Origin of the sequence: Sphingomonas limnosediminicola (assembly GCF_039537965.1) — a bacterium.
Taxonomy (GTDB): Bacteria; Pseudomonadota; Alphaproteobacteria; order Sphingomonadales; family Sphingomonadaceae; genus Sphingomicrobium; species Sphingomicrobium limnosediminicola.
Map to the genome: position 1 here is coordinate 885,378 of NZ_BAABBM010000001.1, position 19,764 is coordinate 905,141.

The following is a 19,764-nucleotide window of genomic DNA, read 5'->3' on the forward strand; positions in this document are numbered from 1 at the left end:
AAGAACCGGCGCAGTAGCGTCAGCCTAGGCGATGATTTCCGCGCCTGCAAACCGGCTCAGTCGTCCTTGAACTCAAGGTGCTTGTCGCCGTGATGCTTGTGGTGCTTTTCGTCTTGCTCGATCGGGTAGTTCGGGATCGGCTCGAGCACCGTGAAACGCTCCTTCGAAGGCTCATGCGGCAACGGCGGCCATTCGATGTCGTCCAGCGGTAGCTCGGTGTCCGGCACCCGGTCGAGAAGGTCGCGAAGAAGCGTCAGTCGCCCGACTGGCTGGTCGTTGAAGTCCACCAAAGTCCACGGCGCATAGTCCGTGTGCGTCGCCGCCAGCATCTTCTCGCGTGCATCGGTGTAGTCGTCGTAATGCTTGCGTGCCTGGATATCGATCGGCGACAGCTTCCAGCGCTTCGTCGGGTTCTTCAATCGGTTCTGGAAACGGTCTTCCTGCACCTCCTGGTCGCAGGTCAGCCAATATTTGAAGAAGAGGATTCCGTCGTCCACGAACTGCCGCTCGAACTCCGGAACCGAACGGAGGAAAGCGTCGGTCTCCTCGGGCGTGCAGAAACCCATGACCGGCTCGACGCCCGCGCGATTGTACCAGCTGCGATCGAACAGCACGATCTCGCCTTCGGCCGGGAAATGCTCGACGTAGCGCTGGAAATACCATTGCGTGCGCTCGCGCTCGTTCGGGCTCGGAAGTGCCGCAATCCGGCACTGGCGCGGATTGAGGATCCTTGCGAACATGTCGATCGACCCGCCCTTGCCGGCGGTGTCGCGCCCTTCGAAAATGACAACCATCCGCTGCCCCGTCTCGGACACCCAGCGCGCCATGGCGCTAAGCTCCTTGGCCATCGGCTTCAGAAGATCTTCATATTCCTTCTCGCCAAGCTTGGTCTTCCCGCTCATCTTTGCCCCTCGAAGAACGCGTTCCCCGTTTGCATATCGCATGCGTTATGGGCTGGCTATGCACCGGCTGTTCGTCGCGATCCGACCGCCCGAACCGATCCGCGATCTGCTGATCGACGCGATGGATGATAGCCCCGATTTCCGCTGGCAGGACGAAGAGCAATTGCACATCACCTTGCGTTTCGTGGGCGAGGTCGATCGCCCGGTTGCCGATGATCTGGCCGGCGCGCTCACCCAGGTGCACGCCGATCGCTTTGAGCTCCGCATCAAAGCCGTAGGCCGTTTCGAGCAACGCTCCAGCGGCGCCCTATGGGCAGGCGTAGAACCCAAAGAGCCGCTCGCCGCGCTGGCCGCCAAGGTCGAGCGCGTCTGCCAGCAGATCGGCCTCGAACCCGAACGCCGCGCCTTCCATCCGCACATCACCCTCGCGCGCTGGAAGGGACGCTGCAGCCGCGAGGTCGCCGTCTATCTCGACCGAAACCGCGCTCTCGCCTCCGACCCGTTCGAGGTCGACGGCTTCACCCTCTTCGAAAGCCGGCTGTCAAAGCACGGCGCTCATTACGAGGAAGTCGCCCGCTACGAGTTGAGCTGACCTTGGCCGCGCCAGGCCAGCCCATTGCCGCATAAGGGTATTAACGGATGTTGCTGGCGGCGGTTATGGGTCTGATTCAGCCTTCTCGGTAGGGAGAAGTCTGATGATCTCGAAATCTCGGTTCGCAACGCTTGCTATCCTCGTTTCGTTTGCGGGAACGGTCGCCGCTCAGATTCCCGCCGGCGAGATGCAGGAGCCATCGATCGTCGTGACGCACAAGATGCGACCATCGCCCGACCTGATGGTCCGCACCGTCTACATCGGCGACCTCGACCTCAAATCGGCGAATGGCCAGAAGGAAATGGAAAAACGGGTCGGCATCGCCGTTGACAGCATTTGCAGCATCCCCACGCCGCTCCCTTCCTACAAGGGCACAATGGAGAAGCCTTGCCGCGACGAGGCTTGGAGCGGCGCTCGGCCACAGATGGCCGACGCTGTGAAGCGCGCAACCGGGTCGTAAGCCAGTCCCGAACTCCGGCTCAAACGATTCGGGCAGCAGGAACCGCGCCTTCGATGCTATCGGCTGAGCGTACCGTCCGCGTTGACGGCCATTGGGTCGGTTTTCTGCAGAGCGCCATGATACGCATCGAGAAGCCGGATGAGCTTCTGCTGTAGATACGCCTGGTGTTCCGGAGTCAGCTGCCCGCCATCTGATTGCTTCAGGGCGAGCATCTCGGCCTGCAGCGCTTTCGATTTTTCTTCGTAATGGTGCGTCACCGCCGCGATCGACAGTGTCGTATCGCGAGTCACCGTATCGCCGCTGACAGGCGGAAAAGCCGGAGGGCCATCGGGATCCATGGCAAACGCGGCGGCCAAGGCAAACGCAGGATAGATCATCGGATGTCCTCCGGCGGTGTCCCGCTGATATAGCGGGAACTGCCGCAACTCGCCACGAACGGCGCCAGAGCCAGCTTCCGACCCATTTGCGAACGTTTGCGAGCTAGTGGCAGCTTTCGACCCATTCGTGCCGCTAGCAGGCCAGTCTCAGTCTTCGACCCAAGCTGGCATAGTCTGTGCTCTCAGGCGTTGAACTGATGGCGCCGTGCTGAACAACGGTTCTAACTAGCAACCAGACTCACCGAAACAGGAACTGGACGGTGAAGCCGCTGAAGATCCTATTCGCAATTCTGCTGGCGATCCTGCTTCCCGCTTGGGTCGCGTGGCTGCTGTGGCCCGTTCCCATCATGGTTTTGGCCTACCGCTTCACGCATCCGGTCGCCGCAAGCCGCCAGGTGCATTGGGCGGCCGGTCCGGAAAGGCCGCCGGCTGGCGAGCGGCCTCCCAACATCGTGCTGATCCTGGCCGACGACCTCGGCATCAACGACATCACTGCTGAAGGCCCGGCCACGGGCGTCGCGGGTGGGCTGGTCCCGACACCCAATATCGACGCCATCGCGCGTGCAGGGGCCGACTTCACCGTCGCTTATTGCGCGAACGCGACCTGCTCCCCCTCCCGCGCGGCACTGTTGACCGGGCGCTATCCGCAGCGGTTCGGTTTCGAATTCACCGCCGTCCCGGACCAGCTTGCGAGATACGTCCCGCGCTACTCACCGCAAGACCGGCCATATCCCACCATCTACCATGCCGATCTGCAGGCACGCGCGCCGTCGATGGAAAATATGGGCATGCCCTTGAGCGAAGTGACCATCGCCGAGGTGCTGAGGGCCCGCGGCTATCACACCGTCCACCTCGGCAAATGGCACCTGGGAGACGCGCCTGGAATGCGCCCCGAAAACCAGGGCTTCGACGAAAGCCTGGGCTTCATGGCCGGAGCGTCCAAATACGCACCGGACAAAGCGTCGGTCGACGCCCGGCTTCCGGGCGACCCGCTCGATCGCCTCTTATGGCTGGCGCTGTCCGACGGCGTCCAGTTCAACGGCGGCGCGCCCTTCCACGCCGGCGAATATATGACCGACTATCTCAGCGATCAGGCGGTCGCGGCGATCGCCGCCAACCGCAACCGGCCTTTCTTCATCTATCTCGCCTACAACGCGCCCCACACGCCGTTCCAGGCGACCAAGGCCGATTATGAAGCGCTCGGGTCCATCAAGGATCGCCGTTCCCGCGTCTACGGAGCGATGGTCCGCGCGCTCGACCGGGGGGTCGGCAAGGTCATGTCGGCGTTGAAGGCGCAGGGCCTCGACCGCAACACGATTGTCATTTTCACCAACGACAATGGCGGGGCCTGGTACGCGGGCCTTTCCGGCATCAACAAGCCGTATCGCGGATGGAAGGGCACCTTCTTCGAAGGGGGAATCCGCGTGCCGTTCTTCATCGATTGGCCGGGCCGGATCGCGCCCGGCCAGCGCCTGGCGATACCGACCGAGCATATCGACGTCCTGCCCACGCTCGCCGCCGCCGCTATGGTGCCTCTCCCCGCGGGACGGCAGATCGACGGCATCAACCTGCTGCCGTTCGTCACGACGCACGCGCAACCGCCCCTAGGCAGGACCTTGTTCTGGCGCTCGGGCAGCTACGAAGCGGTCCGCGACGGTGACTGGAAGCTTCAGGTCTCCCGCAATCCGCCGCGTACGTGGCTGTTCAACCTCGCCGCCGATCCCACCGAACGCGTGAACCTTGCCGCGCGAGAACCCGCCATCGTCGCGCGCCTCCGGGCGAGCATCGCGCGCCACGACCGCGAAATGGCCAAGCCCCTCTGGCCCGCCCTCCTCGAAGAGCCGATCCGCATCGACGTTCCCGCCGACGCGCCGTGGAAACCCGGCCAGGAATATGTCTACTGGCCGAACTGACGTTTGCCGCCATCGCCACACTGGCATTATCCCGCATCGCACCCATATCCAAAGAGCCGCGTTGACCTTCAGCAGTGGCTCCCTTAATCAGAACATAAACGGAACGAAGCCGATCCGATGATGACTCATATTCGTCAGCTTAGGTCTACCGTATGCTGACCCACATCAGCGTCCGTGGCGCACGCGAACACAATCTGAAGGCCGTCGACGTGGATATCCCGCGCGAGAGCCTGACAGTCATTACCGGTTTGTCCGGCTCGGGCAAATCCAGCCTCGCCTTCGACACCATCTATGCGGAGGGGCAACGCCGCTACGTCGAGAGCCTCAGCGCCTACGCCCGCCAGTTTCTCGAGATGATGCAAAAGCCGGACGTCGAGCATATCGACGGTCTGTCGCCCGCCATCTCGATCGAGCAGAAGACGACCTCGCGCAACCCGCGCTCGACGGTCGCCACCGTCACCGAAATCTACGACTACATGCGCCTTCTGTGGGCGCGCGTCGGCATTCCTTATTCGCCCGCGACCGGCCTTCCCATTGCCGCGCAGACCGTCAGCCAGATGGTCGACCGCACCATGACCCTGCCCGAAGGCAGCCGCCACTACCTGCTCGCGCCCGTCGTTCGCGGCCGCAAGGGCGAGTACCGCAAGGAGCTTGCCGAGTGGCAGAAGGCGGGCTTCACCCGCGTCCGCATCGACGGCGCCTTCTCCGCGATCGAAGAAGCCCCCACGCTCGACAAGAAGTACAAGCACGACATCGAAGTCGTGGTGGATCGCGTTGTCATCCGCGAAGGCATCGAGCCGCGCCTCGCCGACAGCTTCGAAACCGCGCTCAAGCTCGCCGAGGGCCTCGCCTTCCTCGACCCCGCCGACCCGGTCCAGGACCCGCCCGGCAGCAAGCGCACCGGCGTCGCCGCCGCGCTGGAAAAAGCCGCGGAGCGCAACGTCCTCGCCACCCACGCGCCCGAAGGCCGCATCATCTTTTCCGAGAAGTTCGCCTGCCCCGTCAGCGGCTTCACCATCGCCGAGATTGAGCCGCGCCTGTTCTCGTTCAACGCGCCGCAGGGCGCCTGCCCGGCCTGCGACGGCCTCGGCGAAAAGCTGGTGTTCGACGCAGACCTCGTCGTTCCCAATCACGCGCTGTCGATCAAGAAGGGCGCCGTTGTCCCCTGGGCCAAGTCCAACCCGCCCAGCCCTTATTACATGCAGGTGCTAGCCAGCCTCGCTCGCGCCTATGATTTCGACCTCGACACCTCCTGGGCCGACCTCCCCGAGGAAGCGCAGCGCGTCATCCTCCACGGCACCAACGGCAAGCCCGTCACCCTGCGCTTCATCGACGGCAAGCGCAGCTATGAGGTGAAGAAGCCGTTCGAAGGCGTCATCGGCAACCTCAACCGCCGCATGCAGACCACCGAGTCCGCGTGGATGCGTGAGGAGCTCAGCCGTTACCAGGGCAGCCGCCCGTGCGAAGTCTGCCACGGCGCCCGCCTCCGCCCCGAAGCGCTGGCGGTGAAGATCGCCGGCGAGGACATCAGCCTCTCGACCCGCCGCAGCGTCGCCGACGCCTACGACTGGTTCGCCAACCTCGCGCCGAAGCTCAATCCGACGCAGCAGGAAATCGCCAAGGCCATTCTCAAGGAAATCAACGAGCGCCTCGGCTTCCTCCACAACGTCGGCCTCGACTATCTCCACCTCGACCGCACCAGCGGCACGCTAAGCGGCGGCGAGAGCCAGCGCATCCGCCTCGCGTCGCAGATCGGCAGCGGCCTCTCCGGCGTCCTTTACGTCCTCGACGAACCCTCGATCGGCCTTCATCAGAAGGACAACGACCGCCTCCTCGAAACGCTGAAACGCCTCAAATCCCTCGGCAACACCGTGCTCGTCGTCGAACATGACGAGGACGCGATCCGCCACGCCGACCATGTCATCGACATGGGCCCCGGCGCCGGCGTCCACGGCGGCGAGGTCGTATGCCAGGGCACGCTCGAAGAGCTGCTCGCCTGCACCACCAGCATCACGGCCGACTACCTGAGCGGCCGACGCGAAATCCCGCTCCTCGCCACCCGGCGAAAGGGCTCGGGCAAATTCGTCACCGTCGCCGGCGCCACCGCCAACAACCTCGACAATGTCACGGTGAAATTCCCGCTCGGCACTTTCACCTGCGTCACCGGGGTTAGCGGCAGTGGCAAGTCCTCGCTCACCATCGACACGCTCTATGCCGGCGCCGCGCGCAGCCTGAATGGCGCGCGCATCCCCTGCGGCCCCTGCACCGGCATCAAGGGGCTGGAACAGCTCGACAAGGTCATTGACATCGACCAGTCGCCGATCGGCCGCACCCCGCGCTCCAATCCCGCAACCTACACCGGCGCCTTCACCCAGATCCGCGACTGGTTCGCCGGCCTGCCGGAAAGCCAGGCGCGCGGCTACAAGCCCGGCCGCTTCTCCTTCAATGTGAAGGGCGGCCGGTGCGAGGCGTGCCAGGGTGACGGCCTCATCAAGATCGAAATGCACTTCCTGCCCGACGTCTACGTCACCTGTGACGTCTGCCACGGCGCCCGCTACAACCGCGAAACGCTGGAGGTGAAGTTCAAGGGCAAGTCGATTGCCGACGTGCTCGACATGACGGTCGAGGACGCGGCCGATTTCTTCAAGGCGGTCCCCGGCATCCGCGACAAGATGGAGATGCTGAAGGAAGTCGGCCTCGGTTACGTCAAGGTCGGGCAGCCGGCGACGACGCTCAGCGGCGGTGAGGCGCAGCGCGTCAAGTTGTCGAAGGAGCTATCGCGCCGCGCCACCGGCAAGACGCTCTACATCCTCGACGAGCCCACCACCGGCCTCCACTTCGAGGATGTGCGCAAGCTCCTCGAAGTCCTCCACCGGCTCGCCGACCAAGGCAACACGGTGGTCGTGATCGAACACAACCTCGACGTCATCAAGACCGCCGACTGGGTCATCGACCTGGGGCCGGGCGGCGGTGTCAACGGCGGCAAGATCATCGCCGAAGGCCCGCCCGAACGCATCGTTCAGGAACCGCTGTCGGCCACCGGCATGTACCTGAAGCCGCTGCTGGAAAAGGCGTCGGTGAAGCCGGTAGTGGTGGAGACGAAACCGAAAAAGCCGGCGCGCGCGAAGCGAGCTGCTGCGGCCGACGAGGATGAATTGGGGTTGGTTGCGGCGAAGTAGGGTGAAAAAGGCTCAGGCTTATCGATCAAAGCAACAAGTTCAGGCGGCATGGCGCCGCCGATAGCGCAAGACGGCTAAAACTTTCCTACTCTGCCGAAGCTGTGCTTCATGCTTTCGGATGAGCGCTTGCTTCATCACACCGCACACCGTTCGCGTGCTCAAGGCGGGCAAAGCCAAGGGTGAGCCGTCCCAAAGGTCACAAAGTGGAGGAAGTGGAAGGACCCCCGTTTTGAGCCCGTCACTGTGAACTTTGGGAAAATTCAAGGACGCGCGACGCCGGTGCCCGCCCTGCCCCGCCGCCGCCTCCTCCTGCCGCAAGCTGTGGAGAAACAAGGACTTATCTCGGTTGAAGCGCCGACCCGTCCGGGACGAGGCGGGAAAGGGAGGACGTGCTCCAGTTTTGGGGCGCGTCCCGATTTTCATGAACCGATGAGGAGAAGATGTATGCGTAAGATGCTATTTGCCGCCGCCGCCATTGCGGCCGCCGCGACCCCCGCCATTGCCCAGGTCAATACCGGCAGCGGCAACGGCCTCGTGGCCGTAAACGTCCAGAACGTCGACATCCTCAAGAACTTCCTGAACGACAGCCAGATCGCGGCGCTCAACAATCTGGGCGTTCCGATCACGGTCCAGGCGCCGATCAGCGTCGCCGCCAACGTTTGCGGCACGACCGTCAACGCGCTGGTCGCGCTGCGCAAGACCGGCGATGCGGCTTGCGATGCCAAGACCGCCAACAACGCGCTGGCCAATATCGTTCAGCGTCAGAAGCTGAAGCAGACCAAGTAACCCGCTTCACAGCGGTTTGACGGGGCCCGGCCGCAGCACCCCCCGCTGCGGCCGGGCTTTGTCGTGCCATCCCGGGCCTTGTTGTTTTAGGTTCATGCGTCTTATTCGGCTAAGACGCGTTGTTGCTTCAGATCTCCCGGCGTTTCCCGGCGAGAATTGAAGGAATTCCCATGACAAGCTTCACCAGATTGCTCGCCGCGGCTGCGGCGGTCGGCTCATTGTCCGCCCCGCTCGCAGCGCAGAGCGCCTACGGCTACCAGCCGCAGGTCTATCCGCAGCAGCAGACCTACCCGCAGCAGGCCTATCCCCAGCAGGGCTACGCTTACGGCCAGCAGCAGGGCTACGCTTATGGCCAGCCAGGTTACGGTCAGCAGGGCTATGCCCAGAGCCCGGTCACGCAGATCATCGATCAACTGCTCGGCAACCGCTACAACGTGACCGACCGCCAAGCCGTGTCACGCTGCGCCAGTGCGGCGATGAACCAGGCCTCGGCCCAGTACGGCGCCGTCGATCCCCGCTACACCCAGCAGTACGGGCAACAGGGCTACAACAACCGCTATGCGGCGATGCGCGTCTCCTCGATCACCAACGTCCAGCGTCGCCAGAACGGGCTGCGCGTGACCGGCGTGTTGAGCTCGGGCGCCCATCACGGCCAGTATGGTGGCCAGTACGGCTACCAGAACCGCGACTATGCCCGCGCCGACGTCAGCTTCCGTTGCAACGTCGACTATCGCGGCCAGGTCACCAATGTCCGTATCGGCAACAACTACGGCTACAACCGCTAGGAATGTGAGGGCGGCGCGGCCTCAGGGTCGCGCCGCCCAAGCTTCGGGCTCAGCTGCCGACGGCGGCGATCTTGGGGCTGGGGTTGTCGGCTTTCTTGCGGCGGCCCATCGACCAATTGGCCTGCAACCGCACCTGCGGGTTGGGCACGCACCAGATCTCGCCGCCTTCGTCCATGCCGACGACCCACAGCAAATCGAATTCCTGGCCATAGTCGATCACCGCGATCGCGAAGCCGGGGCCGCGGTCGGCGATGTAGAGGGGAATTGAGGGATCGAGTTGGGTGAATGCCATGGCCCCACAACCCGCCCTCGCCCGCCAACGTTCCGCCGCGGCTTGGTGCAGGACTAAATACCGTATGAATTCAGGCGGTTCGGCGCTCGTCCTCGAGCTTGGCGACGAGCCGCCGTCCGTCCCACACTTCGCATTTTGATCCAAAGCCAGCGGCCCGCGCCTTCTCGACCGCGGCTTCGTCGCTCGCGGCCTCAAGCCAGTCCACCGAAACGACTTGGTTGACGCCGTCGTAGCAGTAGACGCGGTAGGTTGTGAGGATGGTCGACACAGGAAAGACCCCTAGCAAACAGCGGGAGCTCTCTGACGTCTCCAGTCACCGCTGCGCTGATGCCACTGGCGGTGCTGCGATCTCGTTACACCCCGATCGATCTTGTTGTTATAACTCAGGTTACACGGCCTACGTGCCGTTCATGTACCGCTGGGCGTCGGCGTTCGGATCGACCATCGGCCGCGACGCCTCGTACTGGCGCCACTCCTGCACCTGCTTCTGCTGGTCCGGCGGAAGCGAAGACTCCCAGTCGGTCTGCGACTGGTATCCCGGCATCGACACCGCCTGACCGCTCTCGACCTGGCGCGCCAGCTGCTGAAGCAGCGGACGCACCGCGAGCAGGTTCAGCATCCAGTCCGGCGCGTAGGCCAGCCGAGCGTTGGTAGAACCCGCAAGCGCCGCCCGGAGGACCTCACGATCGCCATGAGCCTTCGCCGTCACCAGCGTGTCCTGCCCATTGTTCTGCGGCGTGAAGGCGATGTCCGTCTCCCCACCCTCGCGGCCGTTGAACATGACCCGCACCACCAGACGCTCACCGGGGGTGCGGTCGACCTTGATCTCGTAGGGCATTGGTGTGCCGCCTTCGAAATGCGTCGTTCCGCTGGGCGACATGTTATCGAACGCCTGGGCGATCCCCGCATAGGTCGTATCCGGACTTTTGTGCACGATTTGCTCGGCCTTGGCGCCGTAATGGCTGCCCGCAAGCCAGCCCACGCCGGTCAGCGCCGGCCCGATCAACAATTTACGCATGACACCCCCGCACAACCGAGCGGCGGCGAGATACATGAGAACGGCTAAGGAGGGCTTAAGGCCGCCTAGCGGCGCATCACCCGTTCGCCGGCTCGTCGTCGATGCGGACGAGCAACTGGCCTTCCTTCACCTGTGCGCCGACAGTGGCGGGGAGCTCGGCCACGGTACCGTCGAACGGCGCCGTCAGCGCATGCTCCATCTTCATGGCTTCAAGGGTGAGCAAGCGTTGCCCCTTGGCAACTATTTCGCCTTGCGAAACCTCTACCGCGGTCACCTTCCCCGGCATCGGCGCCTCAATCTCCCCGTCGTGGAGCCCGTGGGTTGTACCGGCGCCGCGGCTGGCCAGTGCGAATTCGTCCGCATTGCCTTCGCCGAAGATGACGACGCGCTCGTCGTCGCGGAAACCGGAAACCTCGGCAATCTCACCGGCATTGGTCGAGACCGTGCGGAACTGACCGGCGCGGCCAAGAGCAACGCTGACGCGCGGCGCGGCATTCAGCCGGAACCCGGCCAACGATGAAAAGAGTTCTTCATCCTCGTCGGCGGCGAGCGCCACGGCGGCCGCACCGCGCCACGTCGCTTCATCCGGTTCGCTCTGCGGTACCAGGTCGTCGAGCTTTCGCTCGATAAATCCGGTATCGATCCGCGCGTCGCCGAAGTCGTCGTCGAGCAGGCAGTTGAGCAGGAACCCGGCATTCGTCCGCACCGGCCAGACCTCGACGTCCGCGAGGATCGACGCGAGCTCGCCAATCGCCTCCTCGCGGTCGCCACCGTCTCCGATCAGCTTCGCGATCATCGGGTCGTAGAAGGACGAGATACTGTCGCCCTCTTCGACACCGGTCTCGATACGGCCTTCCGTACCGAGATCGAAATGGTCGAGCTTTCCGACGCTCGGCAAAAACCCCTTCGCCGGATCCTCAGCATAGAGCCGCGCCTCGATCGCATGACCGTTGATCGACAATTCGTCCTGCGTCCTCGGTAGCTTCTCGCCTGACGCAGCGCGCAGCTGCCATTCGACCAGGTCCTGCCCGGTAATTTCCTCGGTTACCGGATGCTCGACCTGCAGGCGCGTGTTCATTTCCATGAACCAGATGCGGTCGGCGCGAAGGCCCTCAGAAGCGTCGGCGATAAACTCGATCGTGCCGGCGCCTTCGTAGTTCACCGCTTGCGCGGCGCGCACCGCTGCGCCGCACACCGCGGCGCGCGTTTCGGCATCCATGCCGGGCGCGGGCGCTTCCTCGATCACCTTTTGGTGGCGGCGCTGCAGCGAGCAGTCACGTTCGAAGAGGTGCACGACGTTGCCGTGGCTGTCGCCGAACACCTGCACCTCGATGTGGCGCGGCGAGAGGACGTATTTCTCGATCAGCACGCGGTCGTCGCCGAAGCTCGACGCCGCCTCGCGTTTGCAGCTATCTAGCGCGTCGTCGAACTGACCTGCCTCGTCGACACGGCGCATTCCCTTGCCGCCGCCTCCCGCGACCGCCTTGATCAGTACCGGATAGCCGATTGCCTGCGCCTCCATCTTGAGCACAGCGGGCGACTGGTCTTCACCGTGATAGCCTGGCGTGACCGGAACGCCCGCATTGGCCATCAGCGTCTTGGCCGCATCCTTGAGACCCATGGCACGGATGCTGTCCGGCTTCGGTCCGACCCAGATCAGACCGGCATCGATCACAGCCTGCGCGAAGTCCGCATTCTCGGAGAGAAAGCCGTAACCGGGATGGATTGCCTCCGCGGCCGTAGACTTCGCCGCCTCGATGATCTTGTCGCCGACCAGATAGCTATCGCGCGCAGGCGAAGGTCCGATGTGCACGGCCTCATCCGCCATTCGGACGTGCAGCGCCTTTGCGTCCGCGTCGGAATAGACCGCGATCGTGCGGATCCCCAGTCGCCGCGCCGTGCGTATTACCCGGCAGGCGATCTCCCCGCGATTGGCGATGAGGAGGGAAGCGATCACTGCGCAGGGCAACCGTCAATGCGCGAGGAGAAGGTCAAGTTCATCACCTTCCAAGTGCCATTTTCGCGCACGAGATCGAAATGATCGACCCCGCAGTTGCTGACCTTACCACCGACGCGAACGACAAACGGGGCCCACACCATCGCGGCATCGCCATCGATCTCGATCGCGGGATCACTGATTGTTTCCTCGAAGCCAGCGCCCGGAGTCACCCGGGCCGCGAATTGTGCCCAGCTTTCTTGTCGCAAGCCCTTGCTGCTGGCTCGGGTCCCGGTCGCAGTGACTCGACCGTCGGGATAGACCCAGCGAAGCATTGTCGCGGAATCCCCCGCACTAAAGGAAGACAAAACCGCGTTGACGGACGCAAGGACCGTTTGCTCTTCGCCCACAGGCGGCGGCAACGCGACGGCGGGCGGAAGTCTGCCGGATGATGTTTGGGCGGCGACCGCGAGCAAAATGGAAAGCATCAATCGTTACATCCTGAACACGCCGAACCGCGGCCGGTCGGGGATCGGTGCGTTCAGCGTTGCTGCGAAAGCGAGTCCAAGGACGTCGCGGGTCTGGGCGGGGTCGATGATACCGTCGTCCCACAGCCGCGCGGTAGCGTGCCAGGGATTGCCCTGTGCCTCGTAATCCTCGCGGATCGGTTGCTTGAAGGCTTCGGCCTGCTCTGGCGACCATTTGTCGGCGTCGCGGTGGACGGTGGCAAGAACGCTCGCGGCCTGCTCGCCGCCCATCACGCTGATGCGGCTGTTGGGCCAGGTGAACAGGAAGCGGGGCGAATAAGCGCGGCCAGACATGCCGTAATTGCCGGCGCCGAAGCTGCCGCCGATCAGCACGGTAACCTTGGGCACGCTCGCGGTAGCGACGGCAGTGACCAGCTTCGCGCCATGTTTGGCGATGCCCTCCGCCTCATATTTCCCGCCGACCATGAAGCCCGAGATGTTCTGCAGGAACAGGAGCGGCGTGCGGCGCTGGCAGGCAAGCTCGATGAAGTGTGCGCCTTTGACCGCGCTCTCGCTGAACAAGACGCCGTTGTTGGCCAGGATCGCGACCGGCATGCCCCAGATGTGCGCAAAGCCGCAGACCAGGGTCGATCCATAGAGCGGCTTGAACTCGTGGAATTCGGACGCGTCGACGATGCGAGCGAGGATCTCGTGCACGTCGTAGGGGGCGCGCACATCGTCGGGGATGACGCCGTACAGTTCTTCGGCGTCGAACAACGGCGGACGGGGCTCGCGCAGCTCAAGCCCTGCCCCAGCGCTCGGCTGCAGCGTCGAGACGATGTCGCGGACGATCGTCAGCGCATGCTCGTCATTTTCCGCAAGATGGTCGACGACGCCGCTCTTCTTCGCGTGGAGGTCGCCGCCGCCAAGGTCCTCGGCGCTAATCTCCTCACCGGTCGCGGCCTTCACCAGCGGCGGGCCGCCGAGGAAAATCGTGCCCTGGTTGCGGACGATGACGCTCTCGTCGCTCATGGCGGGCACATAGGCGCCGCCCGCAGTGCAGCTGCCCATGACGCAGGCGATCTGCGCAATGCCTTTCGACGACATTTGCGCCTGATTGAAGAAGATGCGGCCGAAGTGGTCGCGGTCGGGGAAGACCTCGGCCTGGTGCGGCAGGTTCGCGCCGCCGCTGTCGACCAGGTAAATGCACGGCAGATTGTTCTGCTCGGCGATCTCCTGCGCACGGAGGTGCTTCTTCACCGTCATCGGGTAGTAGGTGCCGCCTTTGACCGTCGCGTCGTTGCAGACAATCATCACCTGGCGGCCCGACACGCGCCCGACGCCAGCGATAATGCCCGCGCCCGGCACTTCGCTGTCGTACATGTCGCAGGCGGCGAGTTGGCCGATCTCGAGGAATGGCGAGCCCGGATCGAGCAGGCGCTCGACGCGGTCGCGCGGGAGCAGCTTGCCGCGCGAAACGTGGCGATCGCGGCTCTTCTCGGTTCCGCCGAGCGCCGCTTGCGCAACGTCCGCGCGCAGCTTTTTGGCGAGCGCCCAATTGTGCGCGGAACGGGCGCGAAATTCTTCGCTGTCGACGTCGAGCTTGGTGTCGATCCGCGGTCCGCTCATACCCCGATGAGCTCCCGGCCGATCAGCATGCGGCGAATTTCGTTGGTGCCGGCGCCGATGTCGAGCAGCTTTGCGTCGCGATAGTAACGCTCGACCGGCCAGTCCTTGGTGTATCCAGCGCCGCCCAGCGCCTGCACGGCTTCATTGGCGACCTTCACCGCATTCTCGCTTGCGAGGAGGATCGCACCTGCCGCGTCGTAGCGCGTCGTCCGACCGGCGTCGCATGCCTTGGCGACCTGGTAGACATAGGCGCGGGCGCTGTTCAGCGCGACGTACATGTCGGCAATCTTCGCCTGCATCAGCTGAAAGCTGCCGATCGGCTTTCCGAACTGCGTGCGGTCGCGAACGTAAGGCAGGACGACGTCGAGGCAGGCCTGCATGATGCCGATCTGCATGCCCGCGAGCACGGTGCGCTCATAATCGAGGCCGCTCATCAGCACTTCAACGCCCTTGTTCTCTTCGCCGAGGATATTCTCCGGCGGGACGAAGCAATCGTTGAACACCAGCTCCGCCGTCGGCGATCCGCGGATGCCGAGCTTGTCGACCTTCTGGCCGATCGAGAAGCCTTCCATGTCCTTTTCGATCATGAAGGCGGTGATGCCGCGACTGCCTTCGCCGGTTTTCGCGTAGACGACGAGCGTGTCGGCCACCGAGCCGTTGGTGATCCAGAACTTGGTGCCGTTGAGCCGGTAGCCGTTGCCGCTCTTGTCGGCCTTCAGCTTCATGCTGACGACGTCGCTGCCCGCGCCCGCCTCGCTCATCGCCAGCGCGCCGACATGTTCGCCGCTGATCAGCTTCGGCAAATACTTCTGCTTCTGCTCCGGATTCGCCCAGCGGCGGATCTGGTTGACGCACAGGTTGGAATGCGCGCCGTAGCTGAGACCCACGGACGCCGACGCGCGAGCAACCTCTTCCTGCGCGACGACATGCTCGAGGTAGCCGAGACCGAGCCCGCCGTCTTCTTCCTCGACGGTGATGCCGTGGAGGCCGAGCTCACCCATTTGCGGCCAGAGGTGACGCGGGAATTCATCGGTTTCGTCGATCTTGGCGGCGATCGGCGCGATCTTATCGTCCGCGAACCGCTTGGTCGTATCGCGGATGGTATCGGCCATTTCGCCGAGGTCGAAATCGAGTCCGGCTCCGGACATGCTCTCTCTCCTGTTCGTGCCGCCGCTAGCAGAGCGAGCCGCGTTTGAACAACCGCGCGCGGAGCCTTATGTGCGCTGCAACAATCCGACTCTGGAGCAGATAGACATGGCCACGACCGCGTCCGACCCGACCGTCATCCTTTCAATCGCCCGCACGCCCATGGGCTCGATGCAGGGCGCGCTTGCCGATGCGTCGGCGACCGATCTCGGCGCGACGGCGGTGAAGGCGGCGGTCGAGCGCGCGGGCGTCAGCGGTGACGACATCGACCGCATCTACATGGGCTGCGTCCTCCCGGCGGGCCTCGGCCAAGCGCCGGCACGCCAGGCGGCGATCAAGGCCGGCCTTCCGAAGTCGGTTCAGGCCACGACCGTCAACAAGGTCTGCGGCTCGGGCATGCAGACGGTGATCATGGGCGACGAGGCGATCCGCACCGGCAATGCCGACGTGATCGTCGCAGGCGGCATGGAATCGATGACCAATGCGCCGTACCTGCTCAAGAAGCATCGTTCGGGCGCGCGCATCGGCCATGACACGGCCTACGATCATATGTTCCTCGACGGGCTCGAGGATGCCTATGAAGAAGGCCGCGCGATGGGCAGCTTCGCCCAGTGCACTGCCGACGAATATCAGCTGACGCGCCAACAGATGGACGATTACGCCATCGAGAGCCTGCGTCGCGCCAAGGAAGCCATCGACAAGGGCGGGTTCAAGGACGAGATCGTGCCGGTCACTATCAAGAGCCGCGCCGGTGAGATCCAGGTCGATACCGATGAAGCGCCAAGCCGCGGCCGCCCCGACAAGATCCCGCAGTTGAAGCCTGCCTTCGCCAAGGAAGGCACGATCACCGCGGCCACTTCGTCGTCGATCTCGGACGGCGCCGCCGCCGTAGTGCTGACCAGCGAATCCAACGCCCGCGACAAAGGCCTGCAGCCGGTGGCGCGCATCCTCGCCACCGCCGCTCACGCGCAGGAGCCGGCGCAGTTCACGGTCGCCCCCATCGGTGCGATCAACAAGGTGCTGGAAAAGGCCGGCTGGAAGGCCGCAGACGTCGACCTGTGGGAAGTGAACGAGGCGTTCGCCTGCGTCGTGATGTTCGCGATGAAGGACCTCGGCATCGACCATTCCAAGATCAACGTCCACGGCGGCGCCACCGCGCTCGGTCATCCGATCGGCGCCAGCGGAACCCGCATCCTGGTCACGCTGATCAATGCCCTGAAGCAGACAGGCGGCAAGCGCGGTGTCGCGAGCCTGTGCATTGGCGGCGGCGAAGCGACGGCTGTGGCGGTCGAGCTCGCTTAGCGAACGATTCGTCATCGTAACGAACTGCTGGTAAGGGGCGCTCTCTCAACGGGGAGAAAAGCCATGCGCGTCTTGATTTGCCTGACAGCCGCGATTGCACTTTGCGCTTGTTCGAAAACCGCTACTGCGCCGCCTTCCGTCGACAATGGAGCCGAGGCCGCGAACACCGCAGCGCCGGCCGCTCCTGCCGCCCTCGCGTCAATCAACGAGACTTCGTGGGAATTCACCGACAACAAGACTCATAAGCCGATTCAGGAATCGGTGGACGCGAAGGGCGCGTACATCGCCGTCTCGGGCAAAGAGCATATCGACCATGGCACGGCCGTCATGAAAGACGGCAAGGCCTGCTTCACCAGCGCGATGGATAAGCAGGGCGAAGTCTGCTGGACCGATCCAAAGGTCGCGGTCGGCGAGTCCGGCGAGACCACGAGCGACAAGGGCGAGAAGCTAACCGTCAAGCGCGTCGCGTACACGCCGCTGACGATGTAGGCGCAGACCGGCGCAATTGCGCCGGACAGTTCTCGCCTATTTCCGCCCGGCGTAGGCCTGGCATTCGATCTCCATCAAGGCGCCCAGCGCGAGGCCGTTGACGCCGACCGCACTGCGCGCCGGGAGCGGGCCTTCCGGGAAATAGGTCAGATAGACTTTGTTGAAGTCCGCCCAGTTCTTCATGTCGCTGAGGAACACGGTGCAATGGAACAGGTCTTTGTAGCCAAGACCGGCGAGCTTCAGTGTCTCGCCGATATCGTCCATCGTCGCTTTTGCCTGCGCTTCGATGCCTTCGGGAGGCTTGCCGTCGGCGCCGCGTCCGATCGCCCCCGACAGATAGACGATGTCGCCAACACGCACGGCGCGCGAGAAGGGCAGCCGCTGCCCATTGAGCGTCGGGGTGCCGTAATGCTCGACAGTCGGTCGGGCCGGGGCGGCGTCGGCAGGGGTAGTCATCATCAGGACTCCGGTTGCGATTGCGGTCAGTGCCTTCATTGCTGCTCCCCCGTTGGTTAGTCGACTACTTCCCCTTCGCCGACGCCCCAGACGTCGGACGTTCGGATATATCCCTCGCGCTTGCCGAACTGGGCGTGACACCAGCCACCGCTGCACTTGTTGATGCGGCCGACCGCCCCCTGCTCCGCCGTGTAGCGGATCTTTGAGCCTTCGTTCGGGTCGGCGCGTACCGGGCGGGGTTCGCCAGGCTTCACGATCGCGCTTCGGCGGTCGCTGAGAAGCGTGACGAGCATCCAGCCTTGTGCGCCGTCCGGATCCTGGATCAGCCGCCAATTCTCATATTTCTTGACCACGCGGACCGGAAGGTCGCGGCGCTGGTAAAGCCACACCCCCGGATAATTCTTGCCGGGGCCGGTGCGCGTCATCGCCTGGCCGGAAGCAATCGAAGCCCAATAAGGCGGCTTCTTGTCCTGCGCAGCAGCCGACGTCGCCAAACCAATGGTCAGGAACGCGAACAGCACCCCCTTGAGCAAGTCAGGCCCCCGTCAGGATGCGATCGACAAGCTGCTTCACCGTGGGGATGAAGCCGTTCGAATAGAAGGGATCGCTCTTGAAGCGGAATGCCGCGTGACCCGCGAACATGAGGTTCTGTTCGACAGGCCCGCCATGCGCGATATCCTGCAGCGTCTTCTGGATGCAGAAGCTGCGCGGGTCGGCCAGGCGACCGGTCGAGTTCTTCTCATTGTCAGCCCAGGATGAAAACGCGCACTGGCTGAGGCAGCCCATGCAATCCGCCTGATCCTTGCGGATCTGCTTTTCCTCTTCGGGGGTGACGAAGACGAGCGTGTCGTCGGGCGTCTTCATCGCACTCGTGAAGCCGCGCCCGTACCACTCGCGCGCATGCTGGAGATCGCCCTTGGTGACCCAGTAATTCTTCTTCGTGCCGATGCCGACGTCGAGCTGGAAATGGTGATCGCCGATTGAATCCTTGGTGTAGGCGATCTGGCGCTCGCTGCGAGCTTCGAGGTTGCGCAGGAACGGATTGCGCACCGCGGACGAGTAGAAGCCCGTCGGCGAGAAGCGGTGCAGGAGCACATCGCCTTCTTCGAGGTTCAGCAGACGCGCTTTCCACTCGGGCGGGATCGGGCTTTCCTGAGTCAGTAGCGGCCGCGTTCCGAACTGGAATACGATCTGCCCGAGCTCGGGATTGTCGATCCAATTCTCCCATTCGTCGAGGCGCCAAACGCCGCCGGCCATGACAATCGGGACACTGTCGGCGATCCCGCTTTCACGCATGGTCGCGCGAAGTGCAGCGACGCGCGGATATGGATCCTGCGGCTTGCGCGGGTCCTCGGCATTCGACAGGCCGTTATGCCCGCCGGCGAGCCAGGGGTCTTCATAGACGACTGCCGCAAGCCATTCGGCGGCCTTGTGATAGGCGCGCTTCCACAAGGCGCTGAAGGCGCGTGCGGAACTGATGATGGGCAGGTAACTGACGCCGTAAGACGCCGCGATTTCACTCAACTTGTAGGGCATGCCGGCGCCACAGGTGACGCCCGTGACAAGGCCCTTCGTCCGTTCGAGAACGCCGTGCAGCACGCGCTGCGCACCACCCATCTCCCAGAGGACGTTGATGTTGATGGCGCCCTTGCCCGACGCCATTTCATAAGCACGCTGAACCTGCGCGACGGCACCATCGACGGCATATTTGATCAGCTCTTCATGGCGGTCGCGGCGCGTAAGCGCTTCGTAGACCTGCGGCACGATGCGGCCTTCGGCGTCGTAGCTGTCGGCGTTGACGGCACTGACGGTACCGATGCCGCCCGCGGCCGCCCACGCGCCGGAGCTTGCGTGGTTTGTCGCGCTGACGCCTTTTCCGCCTTCGATCAGCGGCCAGACTTCACGTCCGCCATAGAGGATGGGCTGCAGGCCCTTGAACAAACTTTGTCTCCCAGTTTCGGCCGCTATATAGGCGCAAATCGCCAAATGCTCGCAAATTTTGGTGCTGCGCCGGAACGGCCCAGCGACGCCGCTA

At 64.0% G+C, this 19,764-nt stretch carries 20 protein-coding genes; 8 read left to right on the plus strand and 12 right to left on the minus strand.

Going from position 1 to position 19,764, the window contains the following annotated elements; all coding sequences use genetic code 11:
* Nucleotides 1-56: 56 nt before the first annotated feature.
* Nucleotides 57-902 carry a polyphosphate kinase 2 gene (gene ppk2 / locus ABD704_RS04570; RefSeq protein ID WP_344698498.1) on the minus strand — a complete coding sequence of 282 codons (846 nt, stop codon included), beginning with the start codon at nucleotides 900-902 and terminating at the stop codon, nucleotides 57-59.
* Nucleotides 903-942: 40 nt separating this feature from the next.
* Between ppk2 and thpR the strand changes: the two genes are divergently transcribed.
* Entirely contained in the window at nucleotides 943-1,494 is a 552-nt protein-coding gene (gene thpR, locus ABD704_RS04575) for an RNA 2',3'-cyclic phosphodiesterase (protein ID WP_344698499.1), read from the plus strand.
* A gap of 103 nt (nucleotides 1,495-1,597) precedes the next feature.
* A complete protein-coding gene (locus ABD704_RS04580; protein ID WP_344698500.1) occupies nucleotides 1,598-1,954 on the plus strand; it encodes a UrcA family protein in 357 nt (118 codons plus the stop codon).
* A gap of 56 nt (nucleotides 1,955-2,010) precedes the next feature.
* Here the strand turns inward: ABD704_RS04580 and ABD704_RS04585 are convergent, their stop codons facing one another.
* A complete protein-coding gene (locus ABD704_RS04585) occupies nucleotides 2,011-2,331 on the minus strand; it encodes a hypothetical protein (RefSeq protein WP_344698501.1) in 321 nt (106 codons plus the stop codon).
* Nucleotides 2,332-2,591: 260 nt separating this feature from the next.
* On the opposite strand from ABD704_RS04585, the gene ABD704_RS04590 reads away from it, so the two are divergent.
* The 4 genes from ABD704_RS04590 (at nucleotide 2,592) to ABD704_RS04605 (ending at nucleotide 8,994) form a co-directional block, all read left to right on the plus strand.
* Nucleotides 2,592-4,244 carry a sulfatase-like hydrolase/transferase gene (locus ABD704_RS04590; RefSeq protein WP_344698502.1) on the plus strand — a complete coding sequence of 551 codons (1,653 nt, stop codon included), beginning with the start codon at nucleotides 2,592-2,594 and terminating at the stop codon, nucleotides 4,242-4,244.
* Between the two features lie 152 nt (nucleotides 4,245-4,396).
* Nucleotides 4,397-7,423 (plus strand): excinuclease ABC subunit UvrA, encoded by a 3,027-nt coding sequence (gene uvrA, locus ABD704_RS04595; protein ID WP_344698503.1) that lies wholly within the window; start codon nucleotides 4,397-4,399, stop codon nucleotides 7,421-7,423.
* A 444-nt stretch (nucleotides 7,424-7,867) separates the two neighbouring features.
* The gene (locus ABD704_RS04600) at nucleotides 7,868-8,209 is read left to right on the plus strand and encodes a chaplin family protein (RefSeq protein ID WP_344698504.1); all 342 of its coding nucleotides are present in this window, start codon (nucleotides 7,868-7,870) and stop codon (nucleotides 8,207-8,209) included.
* A gap of 170 nt (nucleotides 8,210-8,379) precedes the next feature.
* Nucleotides 8,380-8,994: a hypothetical protein gene (locus ABD704_RS04605; RefSeq protein ID WP_344698505.1), complete on the plus strand. Its 615-nt coding sequence runs from the start codon at nucleotides 8,380-8,382 to the stop codon at nucleotides 8,992-8,994.
* Between the two features lie 49 nt (nucleotides 8,995-9,043).
* Here ABD704_RS04605 and ABD704_RS04610 read toward each other — a convergent pair whose 3' ends face one another.
* The 7 genes from ABD704_RS04610 to ABD704_RS04640 form a co-directional block, all read right to left on the minus strand.
* Entirely contained in the window at nucleotides 9,044-9,286 is a 243-nt protein-coding gene (locus ABD704_RS04610) for a hypothetical protein (protein ID WP_344698506.1), read from the minus strand.
* Between the two features lie 70 nt (nucleotides 9,287-9,356).
* A complete protein-coding gene (locus ABD704_RS04615; RefSeq protein WP_344698507.1) occupies nucleotides 9,357-9,554 on the minus strand; it encodes a hypothetical protein in 198 nt (65 codons plus the stop codon).
* Nucleotides 9,555-9,683: 129 nt separating this feature from the next.
* Nucleotides 9,684-10,304 (minus strand): hypothetical protein, encoded by a 621-nt coding sequence (locus ABD704_RS04620; RefSeq protein WP_344698508.1) that lies wholly within the window; start codon nucleotides 10,302-10,304, stop codon nucleotides 9,684-9,686.
* Nucleotides 10,305-10,380: 76 nt separating this feature from the next.
* On the minus strand, nucleotides 10,381-12,261 hold the full coding sequence (locus tag ABD704_RS04625; RefSeq protein WP_344698509.1) for an acetyl/propionyl/methylcrotonyl-CoA carboxylase subunit alpha: 1,881 nt from the start codon (nucleotides 12,259-12,261) through the stop codon (nucleotides 10,381-10,383).
* Nucleotides 12,258-12,728 carry a nuclear transport factor 2 family protein gene (locus tag ABD704_RS04630; RefSeq protein WP_344698510.1) on the minus strand — a complete coding sequence of 157 codons (471 nt, stop codon included), beginning with the start codon at nucleotides 12,726-12,728 and terminating at the stop codon, nucleotides 12,258-12,260. Before ABD704_RS04630 ends, ABD704_RS04625 begins: the two co-directional genes overlap by 4 nt.
* Before the next feature lie 6 nt (nucleotides 12,729-12,734).
* A complete protein-coding gene (locus tag ABD704_RS04635) occupies nucleotides 12,735-14,336 on the minus strand; it encodes a carboxyl transferase domain-containing protein (protein WP_344698511.1) in 1,602 nt (533 codons plus the stop codon).
* Nucleotides 14,333-15,484, minus strand: coding sequence for an isovaleryl-CoA dehydrogenase (locus ABD704_RS04640; protein ID WP_344698512.1), 1,152 nt, complete (start codon nucleotides 15,482-15,484; stop codon nucleotides 14,333-14,335). The genes ABD704_RS04635 and ABD704_RS04640 overlap by 4 nt, the downstream gene beginning before the upstream one ends.
* 106 nt (nucleotides 15,485-15,590) lie before the next feature.
* Here ABD704_RS04640 and ABD704_RS04645 point away from each other — a divergent pair, with 106 nt between their 5' ends.
* Both ABD704_RS04645 and ABD704_RS04650 read left to right on the plus strand, forming a co-directional pair.
* Complete coding sequence (locus ABD704_RS04645; RefSeq protein WP_344700490.1) at nucleotides 15,591-16,784, plus strand: thiolase family protein; 1,194 nt, start codon at nucleotides 15,591-15,593, stop codon at nucleotides 16,782-16,784.
* A 63-nt stretch (nucleotides 16,785-16,847) separates the two neighbouring features.
* Nucleotides 16,848-17,273: a hypothetical protein gene (locus ABD704_RS04650; protein WP_344698513.1), complete on the plus strand. Its 426-nt coding sequence runs from the start codon at nucleotides 16,848-16,850 to the stop codon at nucleotides 17,271-17,273.
* A 36-nt stretch (nucleotides 17,274-17,309) separates the two neighbouring features.
* On the opposite strand, the gene ABD704_RS04655 is transcribed toward ABD704_RS04650, so the two are convergent.
* Genes ABD704_RS04655 through ABD704_RS04665 form a run of 3 tightly spaced genes read right to left on the minus strand, consistent with a single transcriptional unit; the run spans nucleotide 17,310 to nucleotide 19,670 of the window.
* A complete protein-coding gene (locus ABD704_RS04655) occupies nucleotides 17,310-17,768 on the minus strand; it encodes a RidA family protein (RefSeq protein ID WP_344698514.1) in 459 nt (152 codons plus the stop codon).
* A 17-nt stretch (nucleotides 17,769-17,785) separates the two neighbouring features.
* The gene (locus ABD704_RS04660; protein WP_344698515.1) at nucleotides 17,786-18,262 is read right to left on the minus strand and encodes an SH3 domain-containing protein; all 477 of its coding nucleotides are present in this window, start codon (nucleotides 18,260-18,262) and stop codon (nucleotides 17,786-17,788) included.
* Nucleotide 18,263: 1 nt separating this feature from the next.
* The gene (locus ABD704_RS04665; protein ID WP_344698516.1) at nucleotides 18,264-19,670 is read right to left on the minus strand and encodes an NAD(P)H-dependent flavin oxidoreductase; all 1,407 of its coding nucleotides are present in this window, start codon (nucleotides 19,668-19,670) and stop codon (nucleotides 18,264-18,266) included.
* Nucleotides 19,671-19,764: the final 94 nt, after the last annotated feature.